Genomic DNA, 16,022 nt, shown 5'->3' with positions numbered 1-16,022 from the left:
TTAAGTCAGTGGAGCCGTTTTTTCCTATATATACTTAAATAAATTATGATTTATGTTATAATAATATTTATTAAGGAGGGCTGATTTGTGAGAGTAGATAAAGGTTCTGAGATAACTAGAAACATTAAGATAATTGAATGGATGAAGACGGAAATTTTAATGAGTGTGAGTGATCTATTCAACTTGCTTTTCAAAGGAGTAAAGCCACTAGATGAAGCTATTCAAGATACGCTTGCTAATATAATTATGATTACGTATCTTTTGGCAAAGAGACTAGGTATTAGTTTTAAAGATGTTGATTATAAAGTGAAAGAAAAAATAAAAATAGGTAAAGAAGAAGATCATAGTGTTGAAAGATGGTATGGAGATCTTACCAATCTAGAGAAACATTTAGACAATAGGGAGTGATTCTGAATTGGAGATAAAGATTAGGCCATCTCAACTACTCGGTGTAGTTTTTTGACCATTGCATTAGCAGCAATTTTTGTATATATTCCAGTACTAAGTTTGTTTAGCCCGCTTATTGCAGTAACTTACGTTTTAGTGGGAGCTAAAAACAATGTCAAGCTTACAGTACAAGCGGTGATAATTACATTTATTATGCTTTGGGTTAGTGTAGATATTTCATACACATTAAATATATGTATAACATTTATGCTACCTGGAATATTAATAGGTAAAATGATAAATACAAGTTTTAAAGATGAAAATGCTGATAAACTTGTGCCGATATTTTGGGGAAGTATTATTTTTTTAATAAGTACAATAATTTACTTTTCAATTGTACACTTTGCATTTAAAATTGATCTTATGTCTGGAATAACTCAAATGATTGAAGAACAAATAAAAGCAATGGATATGGAGTCAGGCAATCTTATATTTAAAAATATAAAAGGTATGGAATCAATTAGTGCGGATGAGGTTATGAACAATTTTCTAAACTTTATGCCAATATGGTTGATAGCACAAAATATAATGTATTCCTTTATAGTTTATTATTTGAGTATTTTCGCTATGAATAGGATAAATAAGAAAAAATTAGAATCTGCCAAATTTACTGAAATCTTTCTTCCAGGTCATGCAGTGTGGGCTTTAATATTCATGTACATATCAATCCTGATATTAGATGTAGTTGGATTAAAAATGAATAAGGAACTAATAATTCTTAATTTATTTTCTGCATTTGCTGTATTATTCTTAATACAAGCGATATCTTTATATGCTTACTATATAAAGAATCTATCAAAAAATGGATTAGTAGTATGTGTATTATTGCTAGTACTTTTTTTAGCAGGGATACTTGGGGCAACAGTTATTGGTATGTTTGACTGCGTATTAGATTTTAGAAAAGTTAAAAGTAACAAATCCACTTAGGAGGATGAGAATGAATAAGAGATCGACCTTTAAGATCAATATGCCGGAGATAAATCTATATATAATAGCTATAGGAATTTTAAGCGTTATTTTGATTTATTACAACTTTTTTATAGGTGGCACATTCTTTGTTTGTTTTTTGTACTTAGTTTTCCACAATTGGAGATTAAATACAATGAGAACAAAGGAATGGGCTGATTATATTCAGAGCCTGTCTTTGAATATAGACGAGACAACTAAGCAGGCGATTTTAAATTTGCCAATACCGCTTTGTATTCTTGAATTTGATGGGCATATATCTTGGTTTAATAAGAAGTTTTATGAAATGATGGATGTTAAAGATCTTCTAAATCAGAATATAGAAGAACTGATTAATGATCTTAATTTAAGAAAAGTTTTAAATGAAAATAAAGAGATGTATACTGACATCAGCTTCAAAGATAGAGAGTATACAATCGTATATAATGTAGTAAAAAACGATAAAGAGGATAGTGCAAAGTACTACATGATACTTTATTGGCTGGATAAAACTGATAGCCTGAAGCTTGAGAGTGATTACAACAATGAAAAAAATGCAATGATGTTGATTCAGGTTGACGGTTACAATGAAGTAATTGAAAGTGCTAAAGAAGAGCATAGATCCCTTATTAATATGGACATTGAAAGAGAACTAGGAGTTTTAGAAGCTAATAATAATTGTGCAATCAAAAAAACTGCTAGAGATAAGTATATGGTTGTACTTTATAAAGAAGATTTACTAAAATTAGAAGAAGAAAAATTCTCAATTCTAGATAGAATAAGGGAAATCGACCATGGAAATAACCTCCCAGTTACAATAAGTATCGGGATCGGTGTGGATGGAGATTCTCTAAAGGATAATTTAGAGTTAGCTACTGGAGCTTTGGATTTAGCTCTGGGAAGAGGCGGAGATCAAGCTGTTGTTAAGACAAAAGACAACTTTATATTCTTCGGTGGTAAATCAAAAGCGGTAGAAAAGAAGACAAAAGTTAAGTCTAGGCTTATAGGACACGCACTTAGAGAGGTAATCAAGCAGAGTGAAAACGTATATATTATGGGGCATAAGTATCCAGATATGGACGCAATGGGAGCCGCAGTTGGAATATACGATATATGTAAATCGTGCGATAAGCGTGCAAATATAGTATTAGATAGCGAAAATGAGGCAGTGGAAATATTTATAGATAAACTTAAAGAAGTTGAATACTACAATGGATTGTTTGTGACTTCTGAGGAAGCTGTAGATAATTGCACAGAGGATACCTTAGTAGTTGTTGTTGATACACATAGACCTAATCATACTGAGTGTGAGGAGCTTTTAAATATATCTAGAAAACTTGTTGTGATAGATCACCACAGAAGAGGTGTGGAATTTATCAACGATACGGTTCTTTTATTCCACGAAATTTATGTATCATCTACGTGTGAGATGGTTACAGAGTTGGTGCAGTATATGGAAGACGATGTAAATATAAATAAACTTACAGCGGAAGGACTTTTAGGTGGAATAAGCCTGGATACAAAGAACTTTTCGTTTAAAACAGGTGTTAGAACATTTGAGGCTGCATCATATCTAAAGAAAGTAGGAGCAGATACTGTGGAAGTTAAAAAGTTCTTTAACTCAGATGTAAAGGACTTTATAGTAAAAGCAGAAACAATACAAAATGCAAAAATAATTGATGATAGAATATGTATAGCTTACTCAGAGACCGAGATGAGCAATATAAATATAGTAGTAGCTCAAGTTGCAGATGAACTGCTTAATATAAAGCAAGTTGAGGCATCATTTGTACTTGGACATAAAGATGGTAAGGTATTTATAAGTTCTAGATCATTAGGAAAGATTAATGTCCATGTACTTATGGAAAAGTTAGGCGGGGGAGGACATATGGACATAGCTGGTGCACAGCTAAAAGATGTCACTCTAGAAGACGCGTATAAAATGGTTCAAGACATAATACTAGATTATTTAGAGGAGGAAGAATAGATGAAAGTAATATTACTTAAAGATGTTAAGGGAACTGGTAAAAAAGGGGAAATGAAAGAAGTAAGTGATGGATATGCGAGAAACTTCTTGTTCCCTAAAAAGATGGCTGTAGCTGCAGATAGCACAGCTGTTAAAGAACTAAAAGAAAAAAATAAATCAGAAGAGTTTAGAGCTCAACAAGAGTACGACAACGCTGTACTTTTAGGCAAAGAAATGGAAAAAGTGAGTATAGATATATACACAAAAGCTGGCGAAGGCGGAAGATTATTTGGATCGATAACTTCTAAAGACATAGCAGAGCAACTTAAAAAGCAAAAAGATATAGATGTAGATAAGAGAAAAATAGTACTAGAAGAGCCTATAAGAGTTTGGGATCTACTAAAGTAGAGATAAAAATACACCCAAAAGTAACTACAAATATAAGAGTTGATGTAAAAGAAAAGCAATAATCTCTCGAGGTGATATGATGGAAGATATAACGAGAGTTCCCCCTCATAGTGTCGAGTCCGAACAATCAATACTCGGATCGATACTTCTGGATAAAGATGCAATGATTACTGTTGCAGAAATTATAAATCCAGATGATTTTTATAAAGAGGCACACAAGATTATTTACGAAAGTATGGTCTCGCTTAGCAATAAAAGCGAACCGATTGATATAATAACTTTGACCGAGGAACTAAAAGGAAAAGGACACTTAACTGATGTAGGAGGAATCAGCTATATAACTAGTTTATCGACTGTAGTTCCAACCACATCAAATGTTAAATTCTATACAGATATAGTTAAAGAAAAATCTGTATTAAGAAAACTAATAAAAGCATCAAACGATATAATTAAACTTGGATACGAAAAATCTATAAAGATAGAAGATGTAATAGATCAAGCGGAGAAAAAGATTTTTGATATATCGCAAGAAAAAGCCAGTGATGATTTCAAACCTATAAATGAAGTCTTAATGGATACTTATGATATGATTGAACAATTGTATACAAACAAGAGCGATGTTACAGGTGTGACAACAGGGTTTAAAGACCTGAATAAGAAAATGAATGGATTTCAGAGAACAGACCTCATACTTATAGCGGCCAGACCTGCAATGGGTAAGACCGCTTTTTCTCTGAATCTGGTTCAAAATGCCGCTATAAAGGGCAATGCGTCTGTAGCAGTATTTAGTCTTGAAATGTCTAAAGAACAGCTTGTACAGCGTATGCTATCGTCTCAGTCTAGTGTTGATCTTAAAAGAATAAAGACTGGTACACTAGGGGATAGTGATTGGCCTAGAATTATAGATGCAATGGCTGTACTTTCTGATACTAAGATCCATATAGATGATACACCAGGTATTAAAATATCGGAGCTTAGATCGAAATGCAGAAAACTTAAGATCGAGCAGGGATTGGATTTAGTACTTATAGATTACCTTCAACTTATGGAGGGAGATGGAAAAAATGAGAGTAGACAGCAGGAGATAGCTCAGATATCAAGATCGTTAAAGATACTTGCCAAAGAGCTTAACTGTCCTGTTATAGCATTATCTCAGCTTTCTCGTGCTCCTGAGCAGAGGGCAGATCACAGACCTATGCTTTCAGATCTTAGAGAATCTGGTTCTATAGAGCAGGATGCGGATATAGTAATGTTTTTATACAGAGATGAGTACTACAATTCAGATTCAGAGAGCAAGAATATATGTGAAGTTATCATTTCTAAAAACAGACATGGAGAAACAGGTGCTGTTGAGCTAGTATGGTTAGGTGAAGTTCAGAGATTTGGAGACAAGCTTAGAGATCTTTAAAAATCCGATAAATATACACATATGTCCACAGAACAACCTTTCTTTTTACAACAAAAATGTGGATATATGTCGGTAAAATATCTATAAACATTGAAAAATAGATATATGTTTATACACAGTATCCACAGATAGCCTGTTGATAAATGTGAATAACATGTATATTTATGTGAATAAACTTATAAATCACTGTTATCAAGTGTAAAAAAAGAAGTTTAAAGTTTATATATTTACGTTTTTTATTAATTTTAAAAACGAAGGGTCGGTGAAAATATTATGGAAAAAATAAGCATATTATATTTTTATCCTGATTTTGTTAAGATAAATAACGAAATAAATTTAATTAGAATAGTAGACAATGAAATAAAAGAAGGAATAATTATCTTTGCAGAGGATAAAGGCAATGAAGTAATTATAAACCTTACAAATACAAATATAGGTGAAGTAGTACCTATGCTTAAGCTAGAAAGTGTGGATAAACTAGAAATAGCTGTAAATTATATAAAAGAAAATCAAAACAAGATCAAGTCATTGAAAGACTTGTCAGAGATAGAAAAACATGTATTAAAGTTATTAAGTTGTTAAATTGTTTGAATTAATAACGAATATTTGATAGTATATATATGTAAAACATTCGATAATATATGAGTAGAGGTGGAACATATGAAAACAGTTGCGGTTGTAGGTTCTCAGTGGGGTGACGAAGGTAAAGGTAAGGTTATAGATTATCTTGCAACACAAGCCGATGTAGTAATAAGAGGACAAGGTGGAAACAATGCTGGTCATACTCTAGTAGTTGGAGATAAAAAATATGCACTGCGTTTAATACCATCAGGAATATTAAATCCAGAAGCTATAAATGTAATAGGGAACGGAATAGTTTTTGACCCAAAAGGATTTTTAAAAGAACTAGAGATGTTTGAAAAGGGGATTATAAACCCAGATAACATAAAAATAAGTGACAGAGCGCATGTTATATTCCCATATCACAAGGAAATAGATGCTTTAGCTGAAGAAGCTAGGGGAGACAATAAAATAGGTACTACTAAAAATGGTATCGGACCTTGCTATATGGATAAAACTGAAAGATCTGGAATAAGAATATGTGATCTAATGGACAAAGATATATTTGCAGCTAAATTAAAGCCTCAAATAGAAGCTAAAAATAAAATAGTAAAAAATATATACGGAAAAGAAGAGCTATTCGACTTTGAAACTATATACAATGAATACTTAGGATATGCTGATCAAATTAGAAAATTCATAGATGACACTACAGTAGTAGTATACGATGCTATAAAAGAAGGAAAAAAAGTATTATTTGAAGGTGCTCAAGGAACATTCCTAGACTTAGACCTTGGAACGTATCCATTTGTTACTTCTTCACATCCTATATCAGGAGGATTTGCAGTAGGAGCTGGAGTTGGACCAAACATGATAAAAGACGTTGTTGGTATAGTTAAGTCTTATACAACAAGAGTTGGAGAAGGACCATTTGTTACTGAGTTAAACAACGAAATAGGCGAACAAATAAGAAAGCAAGGAAATGAATTTGGAGTAGTAACAGGTAGACCGAGAAGATGTGGTTGGTTCGATGCTGTTATGGTTAGTTATGCTGCGAGAGTAAATGGACTTACTAGCATGTCTTTCATGTTATTAGACGTACTTAGCGGTTTTGACAAATTAAAAATATGTACTGCTTACAAAATGGGAGATAAGATAATCAAAAACTTCCCAGCATCTTTAGATGATCTTGCAAAATGTGAGCCAGTTTATGAAGAATTAGATGGATGGAACGAAGATATAACTAAAGTTACTAACTACGATGAACTTCCAGAAAACGCTAAAAAGTACATTAAGAGAATAGAAGAACTTATAGGAGTTAGTGCTGATATAGTATCAGTTGGACCAAATAGACTTCAAACGATAGTTAGAAGAAATATATTTTCTTAGGAATTAGAGATAGATTTTATTTGAAATTTATAAACAAAAAGCAAAGAATTTATTAAAAAAGTGGGGAAATCACAAAAGATTTTAGGTACTTTTGTGCTTTTCCCTATATTTTTGTAGAAAATATAAAAAAAATAAATAATTTTGTAAAAAAGTATTGACGAAATATCTGTCACACGATATAATCTTACTTGTGGTAAAACAGAGACAAAAAAATACGGTCTATTAGCTCAGTCGGTAGAGCACCTGACTTTTAATCAGGGTGTCCCGCGTTCGAGTCGCGGATAGATCACCAATAAGTGGCCCGTTGGTCAAGCGGTCAAGACACCGCCCTTTCACGGCGGTAACAGGGGTTCGATTCCCCTACGGGTCACCATTTACTACAACATATAGACTAGCTTAATATTTTAAGCTAGTTTTTTTATTGTCTCAATAATACATATTAAAGTGCTAATATTTAGTTATTTTATTATAATTAATGTAATATAAAGTATAACGAGTTTATAATATTAACTATGTTAGTAATTAACTTTATTAATAATATAGTAATACGAATTTTTTATTGTGAAGCTTAATATAGATTTGTTATACTTAGATTAAATAAAATGATAAAGAGGTGTGTATATGTTTCAAGAGGAGTTTTCGGTAATAGTAGAGACTGCCAGAAAAAAAGTTATGTTTTTAGAAAGTAATTTTACTGGTTATTTAATGGCATCAATGCTAGCTGGCTTATACGTGGGATTAGCTATCTTATTTATCTATACATCAGGTGGAATGCTCGCAGGTGCACCATACGTAAAGATTTTCATGGGTGCAACTTTTGGGATAGCACTTAGTTTAGTACTTTTGGCAGGGTCAGAGTTATTCACAGGGAATAATATGATTATGACGGCAGGAATGTTAAAAAAGACAGTCAACTTAAAGCAAACTATCAAATTATGGGTTGTTTGTTATCTAGGGAACTGGATAGGAGCAATTATAGTATCACTTATGTTTATTGGTGCAGGGCTTGCAGAAGGGCCAGTAGGCGAGTTTATAGCGGCTACAACTGCAACTAAAATGAGCATCGAACCAATACAATTATTTTTTAGAGGTATGCTTTGTAATATACTAGTTTGTTTAGCTGTATGGTGTAATTATAAGCTGAAATCAGAGAGCGGAAAACTTATAATGATATTTTGGTGTCTATTTGCTTTTATAACTTCAGGATATGAGCATAGTATCGCTAATATGACTTTGCTTACAGTTGGATTATTAAAGCCTATGGGTGCAGCAATTACGCTTGGGGGCTACTTCTATAATATTCTTATAGTAACACTGGGCAACATAGTTGGAGCGATCTTATTTTTGACTATACCGTACTACGCAATTTCAAAAGAGAAAAGCGAAGAAAAGGATATGTTGAAAAGTAAGTCACAAAGATGATATTTTTAAAGATGGATAGAACTTTATAGTTTTATCCATCTTTTGTATTATTGATAACGAATAATAACTAGCCTTAAAAATATGATTAAAGATAATAACAATTAAAAACATTTAAATCAATAAGGCTATCTGTTAATGGTAATTATGATAAAGTTATGTATGCTGAATACGACATCAGTTTTGTTAGTGAAAGAGCTCTAGAGGACAACTAGTTACTCTGAGAGGTATAAGCGCAGGTTTATATACATATAAAATGGGAGCAAGCTTTACTATACATCAGTGAGGGTCAATAAAATAAAAAAGCTGTATTAAATACAGCTTTTTTTAGTCATTTATATTTTTATTTACTTAAATCTTTCCCATCTCAAATCACTTCCAAAGAAGTCGAAAATCTTAAACTGATCCAAAATTCTAGAGAGAGTCCTCTGAGTATAGGTCTCGCCGATTTGTATAGGAGTTAAATTCGTAGAAATAATCATACTTTTACCAGCTGTAAGTCTAGTATTTACAATATTGAATAGTTCACTGCTTGTAAAAGTATTCGTAAGTTCAGTTCCTAAATCATCTATTACCAGCAAATCGCAATCGAATAAATTTCTGTAGTTTTCTTCACTGATTTTGTTTTCTGAATTTCTTCTAAATTTGTAATCCTCAAGTATCTCAAGAATTTTAAATGAAGTTTGGTAAATAACAAGAAAGCCTCTATCAAGTAGATCTTTTGCTATGCAGTTACACATATATGTCTTTCCTAGTCCTGTAGATCCGTGGAACAGGATATTATTCGATTCTCTAGGGTTAAAATTACGTACATATTCTTCACAGTAACTTGAAATATCGAGCATATTTTCTCTAGGAGATATGCCTTTTTCTTTTAATTTTTCTGTTGAAAAATTTCTAACTTAAAATTAGAGAAATTCTCTTTATTAAGTACATTTTCTATATTTGACATTTTGTATGCTTCATTTACAATCTCTTGTTTAAAGCAGTTGCATTTCTCTCCAGTAGGTAAAAATGCTTTATCTTTGCAAACATTGCAGTGATACTTCATTTCTAGGTAGTTTTCTGGGATTTTGTTTTCTGAGAAAATTTTGTATTTTCTTTCTCTCAGTGAATCTATATCTTCTTTTGATTTTTTTACGATATGCTCTCTGTCGTCCGGATTTGTAAGTACAGACTTTGCTAATTTTAATCCTATTAAAGATATTTCATTATCAATTGCCTTAATTTGAGGTAATTTATCGTACACTTGTTTTTTTCTTTTTTCAAGTAGCAGTTCGTTTTCATCTCTTCGCTCTTCGTACTTTTTAAGAATTCTTTTAACTTTGTTTTCGTTCACCTAATCACCTACTTAAATTTTTCTCTTTGGCTCTTTCTTATTATTTCATCAAGTTCATCCGATGAGTATTGAGTAAAGGTCTCATTGAAATTGTGAAACTTAGTTTTTTTACTTTGATAGCTTTTTGTATTGTTATTTTGATTGTTTGTAGTTTTAGCTTTTTTGTTATCTTTTTCTTTAGATCTATATTCTTCTTCATCTTTAGCAAGATCTTCAAGGGTCTTAATACTTTTGGTGTTCCAATTTTTAATTATACCATTGATGTAAGAAATAGATGGATTTGAGATATTTTTAGACCTATCACATGCGTTTAATATAAGGTCCATATTCATCTCAAACTTGTCAAACCATTCATCCATAATTTTCTTCTCAGACTTGGTAGGTTGTCTAGAAAATCCAAGCTGGCGGAAAATATCTTTGTACATTGTGTATCTATCACTCTGAAATTTGAAACTTTCCTCGACATCCTGTGGTGTATAAAAGTTGGAATCATACCAATTTCTAAGAATTCCATCGATGTATTTAACCGATTTAGAAAAACCGGATTTTTCTTTTACATATTCATAAGCACATATTATCATATCTGAATTCATGTTGTATTTGTTCATAGACTCCATTAAACTAATCTTTTCACTTGGGTCCAAATACCTACCGACAATTTTATTTATAGAATTAAACATACTTCTAATACTTGGATTTTCAGAAGCCTCTACAATAGTATCTGTACTAGATTTTGTAGGTGATCCAACTGCGGTATTCTCAATATAGTACTTTTTAATATCTAAAAACTCAATGGAATAATTCAAATCATTATATCCTTCGTTTTTATGAATTTTAACTATGTGTTTATCTTCCCAGAACTTCCATGCGTCATGCACATCCTCCAAAGGCACGTCCAAATTCTTAGCTATAGAATTGTTATCAAAATTTGGATTAGCTGATTTATCGCATGCCTGTCTGAAGCCAAGCAAATAAACTTTTACGTATAAACCATTTGCCATTGGCATAAATATATCTATAAAGATATTAGGTATTGCTGTATCACCTAAATCTATATCGTTGACTTCCTTATAAAACATATAATCACCTCAGATAAGATTATATCATTTTTTACTGAGTTATTGGTTATTAAGGAGAAATTTGACGAAGGATAATATTGCAAATATATCAAAGAACTTACGTGAATAGGAGGAGATATTTTGGTTATTAGGATGGACCAAAGGGTAAGAAAAACTTTTTCTGTAGCTATTATATTTATGCTACTAGTTGGAGGAGTGTTAATTGAAAAAACACAGACATTAGAGACTTTTATGATAAAAGGACCAGCTAAAATAAATCAGTATAAAATTGATGCTATTTTTAATGATGAAAGCAAAAAAATCATGTGTAATCAGACTACAGAGTATGTTAACAACACAAAAGAAGTTTTAGACAAAGTATATTTCCATATATACCCCAATGCTTTTTCTAAAAGGGAGTACGCACCATTTGAAAAGGAAGAGATGACTCAAGCTTACCCAAATGGATTTAATGAGGGTTATATAGATATCAAAAATGTTTTGAGCTCAAAGAAAAAATTGCAATATGAAGTTAAAGGTGAGAAAAATGATATACTAGAGATTAAACTAAATAAAAAAATAAAACCAGGAGATAGCGTACCTATTGATTTTAAATACAATGTAAAGCTTCCAAACTCTTTAGGAAGGTTTGGGTATGGCGACAACACTGTAAATGTAACAAATTGGTTCCCCATAGCATGTGTAAATGATGGTAGAGGATGGAATTTAAAGAGTTATGAGGCGATTGGAGATCCTTTTTACAGTGAAACTAGCGACTTTGATGTAAATTTATTGTTGCCGAGAAAGTATAAGTTAGCGAATACAGGTATTGTAGTAAATGATAAATACGACGAAATGAAAAAGATGTATGAAATCGAGGCTAAGAATGTAAGAGACTTCGCATTTGTTATGAGTAAAGATTTCGATATTGCAAGGGGTAGAAGCAAGGGAGTATCAATAAATACATATAATTTAAACAAAAATTTGGCTCATAAAAGTACGGAAGTTGCAGAGGATTCAATAAGAATTTTCAGCGACCTGTTTGGAAAGTACCCATATAAAGGATTCTCAGTTGTTGCAAGTGATTTTTACATAGGTGGAATGGAGTACCCAATGCTAGTAATGATAGATCAGAGTCTATATAACGAAAAAAATAAGTTTTTGCTTGAGTATGTTATAGCTCATGAAGCAGCTCATCAATGGTGGTATTCTGTAGTCGGTAATGATGAAATAAGCGAACCATGGTTGGATGAAGCTCTTACAGAGTACTCTACAGTTCTTTATTTTGAAAATAAATACGGAAAAGATACGGCTGAAAAGCTTATGAAGACAATGGAAGTACAATCGAAGAGCTACAGAAGTGAAAATATATTTAAACCTACAACTGACTATAAAAATTCAACGGATTACAGCTTAAACGTATATACAAAAGGAGCTGTAGCACTACATAATGTTAGAAAAGAAGTAGGGGATAAAGTATTTTTCAGTACTTTAAAAGAATACTACAACAAGAATAAACACCAAAATGTAAACGGTAGGGTTTTTGTAGATCTTTGGAACAGTAAGGGCGTAGATATTGATAAAATAATAAGTGAATGCGAGTAAGTATTGTTAGAAATATAATATTGTAGTGCCTCTACAGAAGTAAAATTAATTTAAAGGCAGTAAGCAATATATAAGTAAAGATAAATAAAGTGAACTAAAGATAAGTAAATTAATGGTAAGTAGTTATAATAAAGATTTATTTAGTATAAAGGGTAAGTTTTAAAGGTATTAGGACTTTTAGAACTTGCCCTTTATATTTTTGTAATATAATTTAGCGACTAAAGTCAACACAAACTGTAAATTTAATACAAGAAATACTTTAAACCGTTTCTAGTATTCTTTTTTGGTATAATGTAACTTATAGAGTAAGGAAGAGAGGGCAGAGACATGATTGAGTATTGTTCAATTGGAAGCGGCAGTAGTGGAAACTGCCACTACGTAGGATATAAAGGAACAAATATATTAGTAGATGCGGGTTTAAGTGGAAAGACTATAACTACAGGTCTAAAGGATATTGATATAGATGCACAGAGTTTAAAGGGGATTTTTATTACTCACGAACATTCGGATCACATAAAGGGTGCGGGTATTTTATCTAGAAAATTTGATATACCTATTTATGCGAATATAAAGACTTGGTGTTCAATGAAGGACAAGATAGGTGAAATTAAGGATAAGAACATGAAGGTTTTTGAAAACGACAAGACTTACGCTCTTGAGAATATTGTTTTAAGACCATTTTCGATACAACATGATGCAGCAGATCCAGTAGGATACAATTTCTATGCTGATAATGATGAGAAGATTTCTATAGCTACAGATATAGGGTGTGTAACAGAGAACGTAAAAAAACATCTTTATAAATCAAGGCTAGTGGTTTTAGAATCAAACTACGATGAAAATATGTTGATGATGGGATCTTATACTTACTCTCTAAAGAAGAGGGTTATGTCAGATATAGGTCACTTATCAAACGATATAGCATCTCAATTCTGTGTGGATTTAATCAATAACGGGACGGAGTCAATCTTATTAGCGCATTTAAGTAAAGAAAACAACTTCCCAGAATTAGCGTTTGAAACTGCGAATGGGACTCTAGCTGCAAACGACATGGCAGTGGGACAAGATGTAACTTTGGATATACTTTTAAGAAACAGTCCATCTAAGATTTACAGAGTAAAATAGAAACGTAAAACGAAGAGTTGAATTTTGAGAGGTTTTTATGAATATACAAATAGTATCGGTTGGAAAAATTAAAGAGAAATATCTAAAACTTGGAATTGAAGAGTTTAACAAAAGGCTTAGCAAGTATTGCAAGCTCGATATAGTAGAGTTAGACGACGAAAAAGCTCCTGAGAATTTGAGTGACAAAGGCAGGGAGATAGTTAAGGATAAAGAGGGAAACAAGATTTTAAGTAAGATAAAGCAAAACAGTTATGTTATTGCACTAGCTATAGATGGTAAGAACCTATCTTCCGAGGAATTAGCAGGCCATATGAGCAATTTGGCTGTTACGGGCAACAGTAGTCTTACTTTTGTGATTGGAGGTTCTCTAGGGCTTTCTGATGAGGTGATGAAGAGGGCCGATTTTAAGTTGTCTTTTTCTAAGATGACTTTTCCTCATCAGTTGATGAGGTTGATTTTGTTGGAGCAGATTTATAGGGCTTACAGAATTAATTGTGGTGAACCTTATCACAAGTAAAGGCAGAGGTTATTCTATAAAAGATAAACTATTTAATGAAATAATAGTCTTCGAATTTGACTTGTATGAATTATTATTTTAGTATAGAATATAGAAATTCAATTTATAACAATAAGGAATGATAATTATGATAAAAAATTATATAAATAAAATAATAAAACAAAATTGTATCGACGGTATGAAACAAATTGAAGACAATTCAGTGGATTTAATTATTGCTGATCCACCATATAACCTTTCTAAAGGGAAAGATTTAAAGTGGAATAATAGTATTAAAGTTAAAGGCTTTGGTGGTGATTGGAATAAGGTAATGGAGAAGTGGGATAATATTCAATTAGTTGACTATTTTAGTTTTACTGTCAATTGGTTAACAGAATGTAAGAGAATACTTAAACCGACAGGCTCTATATGGGTATTTGGATCCTATCACAATATTGGAATAATTAATTTCATATTTCAATTATTGGAAATTGAAATAATAAATGAAGTTATATGGTATAAGAGAAATTCATTCCCGAATTTAAGCGGTAGAAGATTAACAGCTAGTCATGAGAACATTTTATGGGGACATTCAGGAGGTAAAAAGAGATCCTATAAATTTAATTATGACTTAATGAAGGAGTCTGAGTTCCAAGGTGACTTATTAAAACAAAAAGGTAAACAGCTTAGGACTGTATGGGATATTCCAAATAATAAAAAGAAAGAAGAACTAGCATATGGTAAACATCCTACTCAAAAACCTATAAGGGTATGCGAACGTATAATATTATCATCTTCAGATGAAGGGGATATTATTCTAGCACCTTTTGCAGGAGCAGGATCAGAATGTATTTCAGCATTAAAGTTAAATAGAAAGTTTATAGGTTTTGAAATTGAAGATGAGTATATAGAAATAGCGAAAAAAAGAATAAATGGAGAATTAAATAATAAAAAAGAAGTACAAATATATATGAAAGATATAGTTGAGGAGTAATAGTTCATTATGTTAGAAATAAAAAAAGAAAGTTTTCAACCAATTATAAAATGGTCAGGCTCAAAAAGATCTCAAGCTCATATTATTATATCTTATTTTGGTGAATATAGAAACTATTATGAGCCATTTATTGGAGGCGGTGCAGTTTTGTATGCTGCTAATCCTTTGAGTGGTGTTGCAGGAGATATAAATAAACCTCTAATTGACTTATGGAATGAAATAAAGTATAATCCTAACAAATTGGCTGATGAATATGAGTCAAGGTGGAATAATTTGCAAGCAAAAGGTCATTTATATTATTATGAAGTAAGAGAAAGATTTAATAATTGCGGATCGCCATATGATTTGTTATTCCTAAGTAGGACATGCGTTAATGGTCTAATTAGATATAATAATTATGGTAAATTTAATAATTCTTTTCATCATTCAAGGCCAGGTATAAATCCCAAAACCTTAAAAAATACTATAATGAAATGGTCAATAAGAATAGCTAATATACAGTTTATACATGCTGATTATAGGCAAACTACAAAAGATGCAAAAGAAGGAGATTTAGTTTATTTGGATCCACCTTACTTTTCAACGAAAGGAAGATATTTTGGGACTATAGATTACAGTGATTTTATAGAATATCTATACGACTTGAAAAAAAGAAAAATTAACTATATTTTGTCGTATGATGGAACAAGAGATGATATATCATATATAGTTGATATACCAAAAGATTTATACAATGAACATATACTTTTAGAGTCAGGAAACTCAACATTTAGAAAAGTAATTGACAAGAAAATTGAAAAAGTATATGAATCATTATATATTGGTTAGATAATATAAATAAAGAACGAATAGTAACAATGAT

General features: G+C 31.5%; 15 protein-coding genes, 2 tRNA genes and 1 pseudogene. 15 read left to right on the top strand and 3 right to left on the bottom strand.

The features are described 5' to 3' along the window. Nucleotides 1-87 precede the first annotated feature (87 nt). The 10 genes and pseudogenes from T473_RS0108960 to T473_RS0108915 all read left to right on the top strand — a co-directional run bounded on the left by T473_RS0108960 (nucleotide 88) and on the right by T473_RS0108915 (nucleotide 8,546). On the top strand, nucleotides 88-408 hold the full coding sequence (locus T473_RS0108960) for a MazG-like family protein (protein ID WP_024621602.1): 321 nt from the start codon (nucleotides 88-90) through the stop codon (nucleotides 406-408). A 51-nt stretch (nucleotides 409-459) separates the two neighbouring features. Continuing rightward, on the top strand, nucleotides 460-1,374 hold the full coding sequence (locus T473_RS0108955) for a DUF2232 domain-containing protein (RefSeq protein WP_024621601.1): 915 nt from the start codon (nucleotides 460-462) through the stop codon (nucleotides 1,372-1,374). Between the two features lie 10 nt (nucleotides 1,375-1,384). Then, the gene (locus tag T473_RS0108950; RefSeq protein WP_024621600.1) at nucleotides 1,385-3,379 is read left to right on the top strand and encodes a DHH family phosphoesterase; all 1,995 of its coding nucleotides are present in this window, start codon (nucleotides 1,385-1,387) and stop codon (nucleotides 3,377-3,379) included. After that, nucleotides 3,380-3,828 (top strand): annotated as a pseudogene (rplI, locus tag T473_RS16585) (50S ribosomal protein L9). It begins immediately after the preceding gene. Nucleotides 3,829-3,845: 17 nt separating this feature from the next. After that, the gene (gene dnaB / locus T473_RS0108940; RefSeq protein WP_024621599.1) at nucleotides 3,846-5,174 is read left to right on the top strand and encodes a replicative DNA helicase; all 1,329 of its coding nucleotides are present in this window, start codon (nucleotides 3,846-3,848) and stop codon (nucleotides 5,172-5,174) included. A gap of 273 nt (nucleotides 5,175-5,447) precedes the next feature. Further along, a complete protein-coding gene (locus tag T473_RS0108935; RefSeq protein ID WP_024621598.1) occupies nucleotides 5,448-5,756 on the top strand; it encodes a hypothetical protein in 309 nt (102 codons plus the stop codon). Between the two features lie 78 nt (nucleotides 5,757-5,834). Continuing rightward, entirely contained in the window at nucleotides 5,835-7,124 is a 1,290-nt protein-coding gene (locus T473_RS0108930; protein WP_024621597.1) for an adenylosuccinate synthase, read from the top strand. Nucleotides 7,125-7,340: 216 nt separating this feature from the next. Then, nucleotides 7,341-7,416, top strand: a tRNA-Lys gene (locus T473_RS0108925). 6 nt (nucleotides 7,417-7,422) lie between these two features. After that, nucleotides 7,423-7,497: transfer RNA gene (locus T473_RS0108920), tRNA-Glu, on the top strand. Between the two features lie 248 nt (nucleotides 7,498-7,745). After that, nucleotides 7,746-8,546, top strand: a complete 801-nt coding sequence (locus tag T473_RS0108915; protein ID WP_024621596.1) for a formate/nitrite transporter family protein — start codon at nucleotides 7,746-7,748, stop codon at nucleotides 8,544-8,546. A gap of 344 nt (nucleotides 8,547-8,890) precedes the next feature. On the opposite strand, the gene T473_RS19145 is transcribed toward T473_RS0108915, so the two are convergent. From T473_RS19145 to T473_RS0108905, 3 genes are read right to left on the bottom strand one after another with little or no spacing between them, the layout of a single operon-like run. Continuing rightward, nucleotides 8,891-9,388: an ATP-binding protein gene (locus T473_RS19145; RefSeq protein ID WP_242825900.1), complete on the bottom strand. Its 498-nt coding sequence runs from the start codon at nucleotides 9,386-9,388 to the stop codon at nucleotides 8,891-8,893. Nucleotides 9,389-9,417: 29 nt separating this feature from the next. Further along, nucleotides 9,418-9,882, bottom strand: coding sequence for a P-loop NTPase family protein (locus T473_RS19140; protein ID WP_242825899.1), 465 nt, complete (start codon nucleotides 9,880-9,882; stop codon nucleotides 9,418-9,420). Between the two features lie 8 nt (nucleotides 9,883-9,890). Then, entirely contained in the window at nucleotides 9,891-10,961 is a 1,071-nt protein-coding gene (locus tag T473_RS0108905; protein ID WP_024621595.1) for a DnaD domain protein, read from the bottom strand. A 120-nt stretch (nucleotides 10,962-11,081) separates the two neighbouring features. Here T473_RS0108905 and T473_RS0108900 point away from each other — a divergent pair, with 120 nt between their 5' ends. From T473_RS0108900 to T473_RS0108880, 5 genes are all read left to right on the top strand, one after another. Next, nucleotides 11,082-12,545, top strand: coding sequence for a M1 family metallopeptidase (locus tag T473_RS0108900; protein WP_024621594.1), 1,464 nt, complete (start codon nucleotides 11,082-11,084; stop codon nucleotides 12,543-12,545). Between the two features lie 327 nt (nucleotides 12,546-12,872). After that, on the top strand, nucleotides 12,873-13,670 hold the full coding sequence (locus T473_RS0108895; protein ID WP_024621593.1) for an MBL fold metallo-hydrolase: 798 nt from the start codon (nucleotides 12,873-12,875) through the stop codon (nucleotides 13,668-13,670). 37 nt (nucleotides 13,671-13,707) lie between these two features. Next, the gene (rlmH, locus tag T473_RS0108890) at nucleotides 13,708-14,187 is read left to right on the top strand and encodes a 23S rRNA (pseudouridine(1915)-N(3))-methyltransferase RlmH (protein ID WP_024621592.1); all 480 of its coding nucleotides are present in this window, start codon (nucleotides 13,708-13,710) and stop codon (nucleotides 14,185-14,187) included. A gap of 127 nt (nucleotides 14,188-14,314) precedes the next feature. Further along, the gene (locus tag T473_RS0108885) at nucleotides 14,315-15,160 is read left to right on the top strand and encodes a DNA-methyltransferase (RefSeq protein ID WP_024621591.1); all 846 of its coding nucleotides are present in this window, start codon (nucleotides 14,315-14,317) and stop codon (nucleotides 15,158-15,160) included. Nucleotides 15,161-15,169: 9 nt separating this feature from the next. Beyond that, nucleotides 15,170-15,988 (top strand): DNA adenine methylase, encoded by an 819-nt coding sequence (locus T473_RS0108880; protein WP_024621590.1) that lies wholly within the window; start codon nucleotides 15,170-15,172, stop codon nucleotides 15,986-15,988. Nucleotides 15,989-16,022 lie beyond the last annotated feature (34 nt).

This window comes from Clostridioides mangenotii TR (assembly GCF_000498755.1).
Lineage (GTDB): Bacteria > Bacillota > Clostridia > Peptostreptococcales > Peptostreptococcaceae > Metaclostridioides > Metaclostridioides mangenotii_A.
Note: the sequence above shows the minus strand (reverse complement) of the source record. Positions and strands in the feature narration are given on the sequence as shown.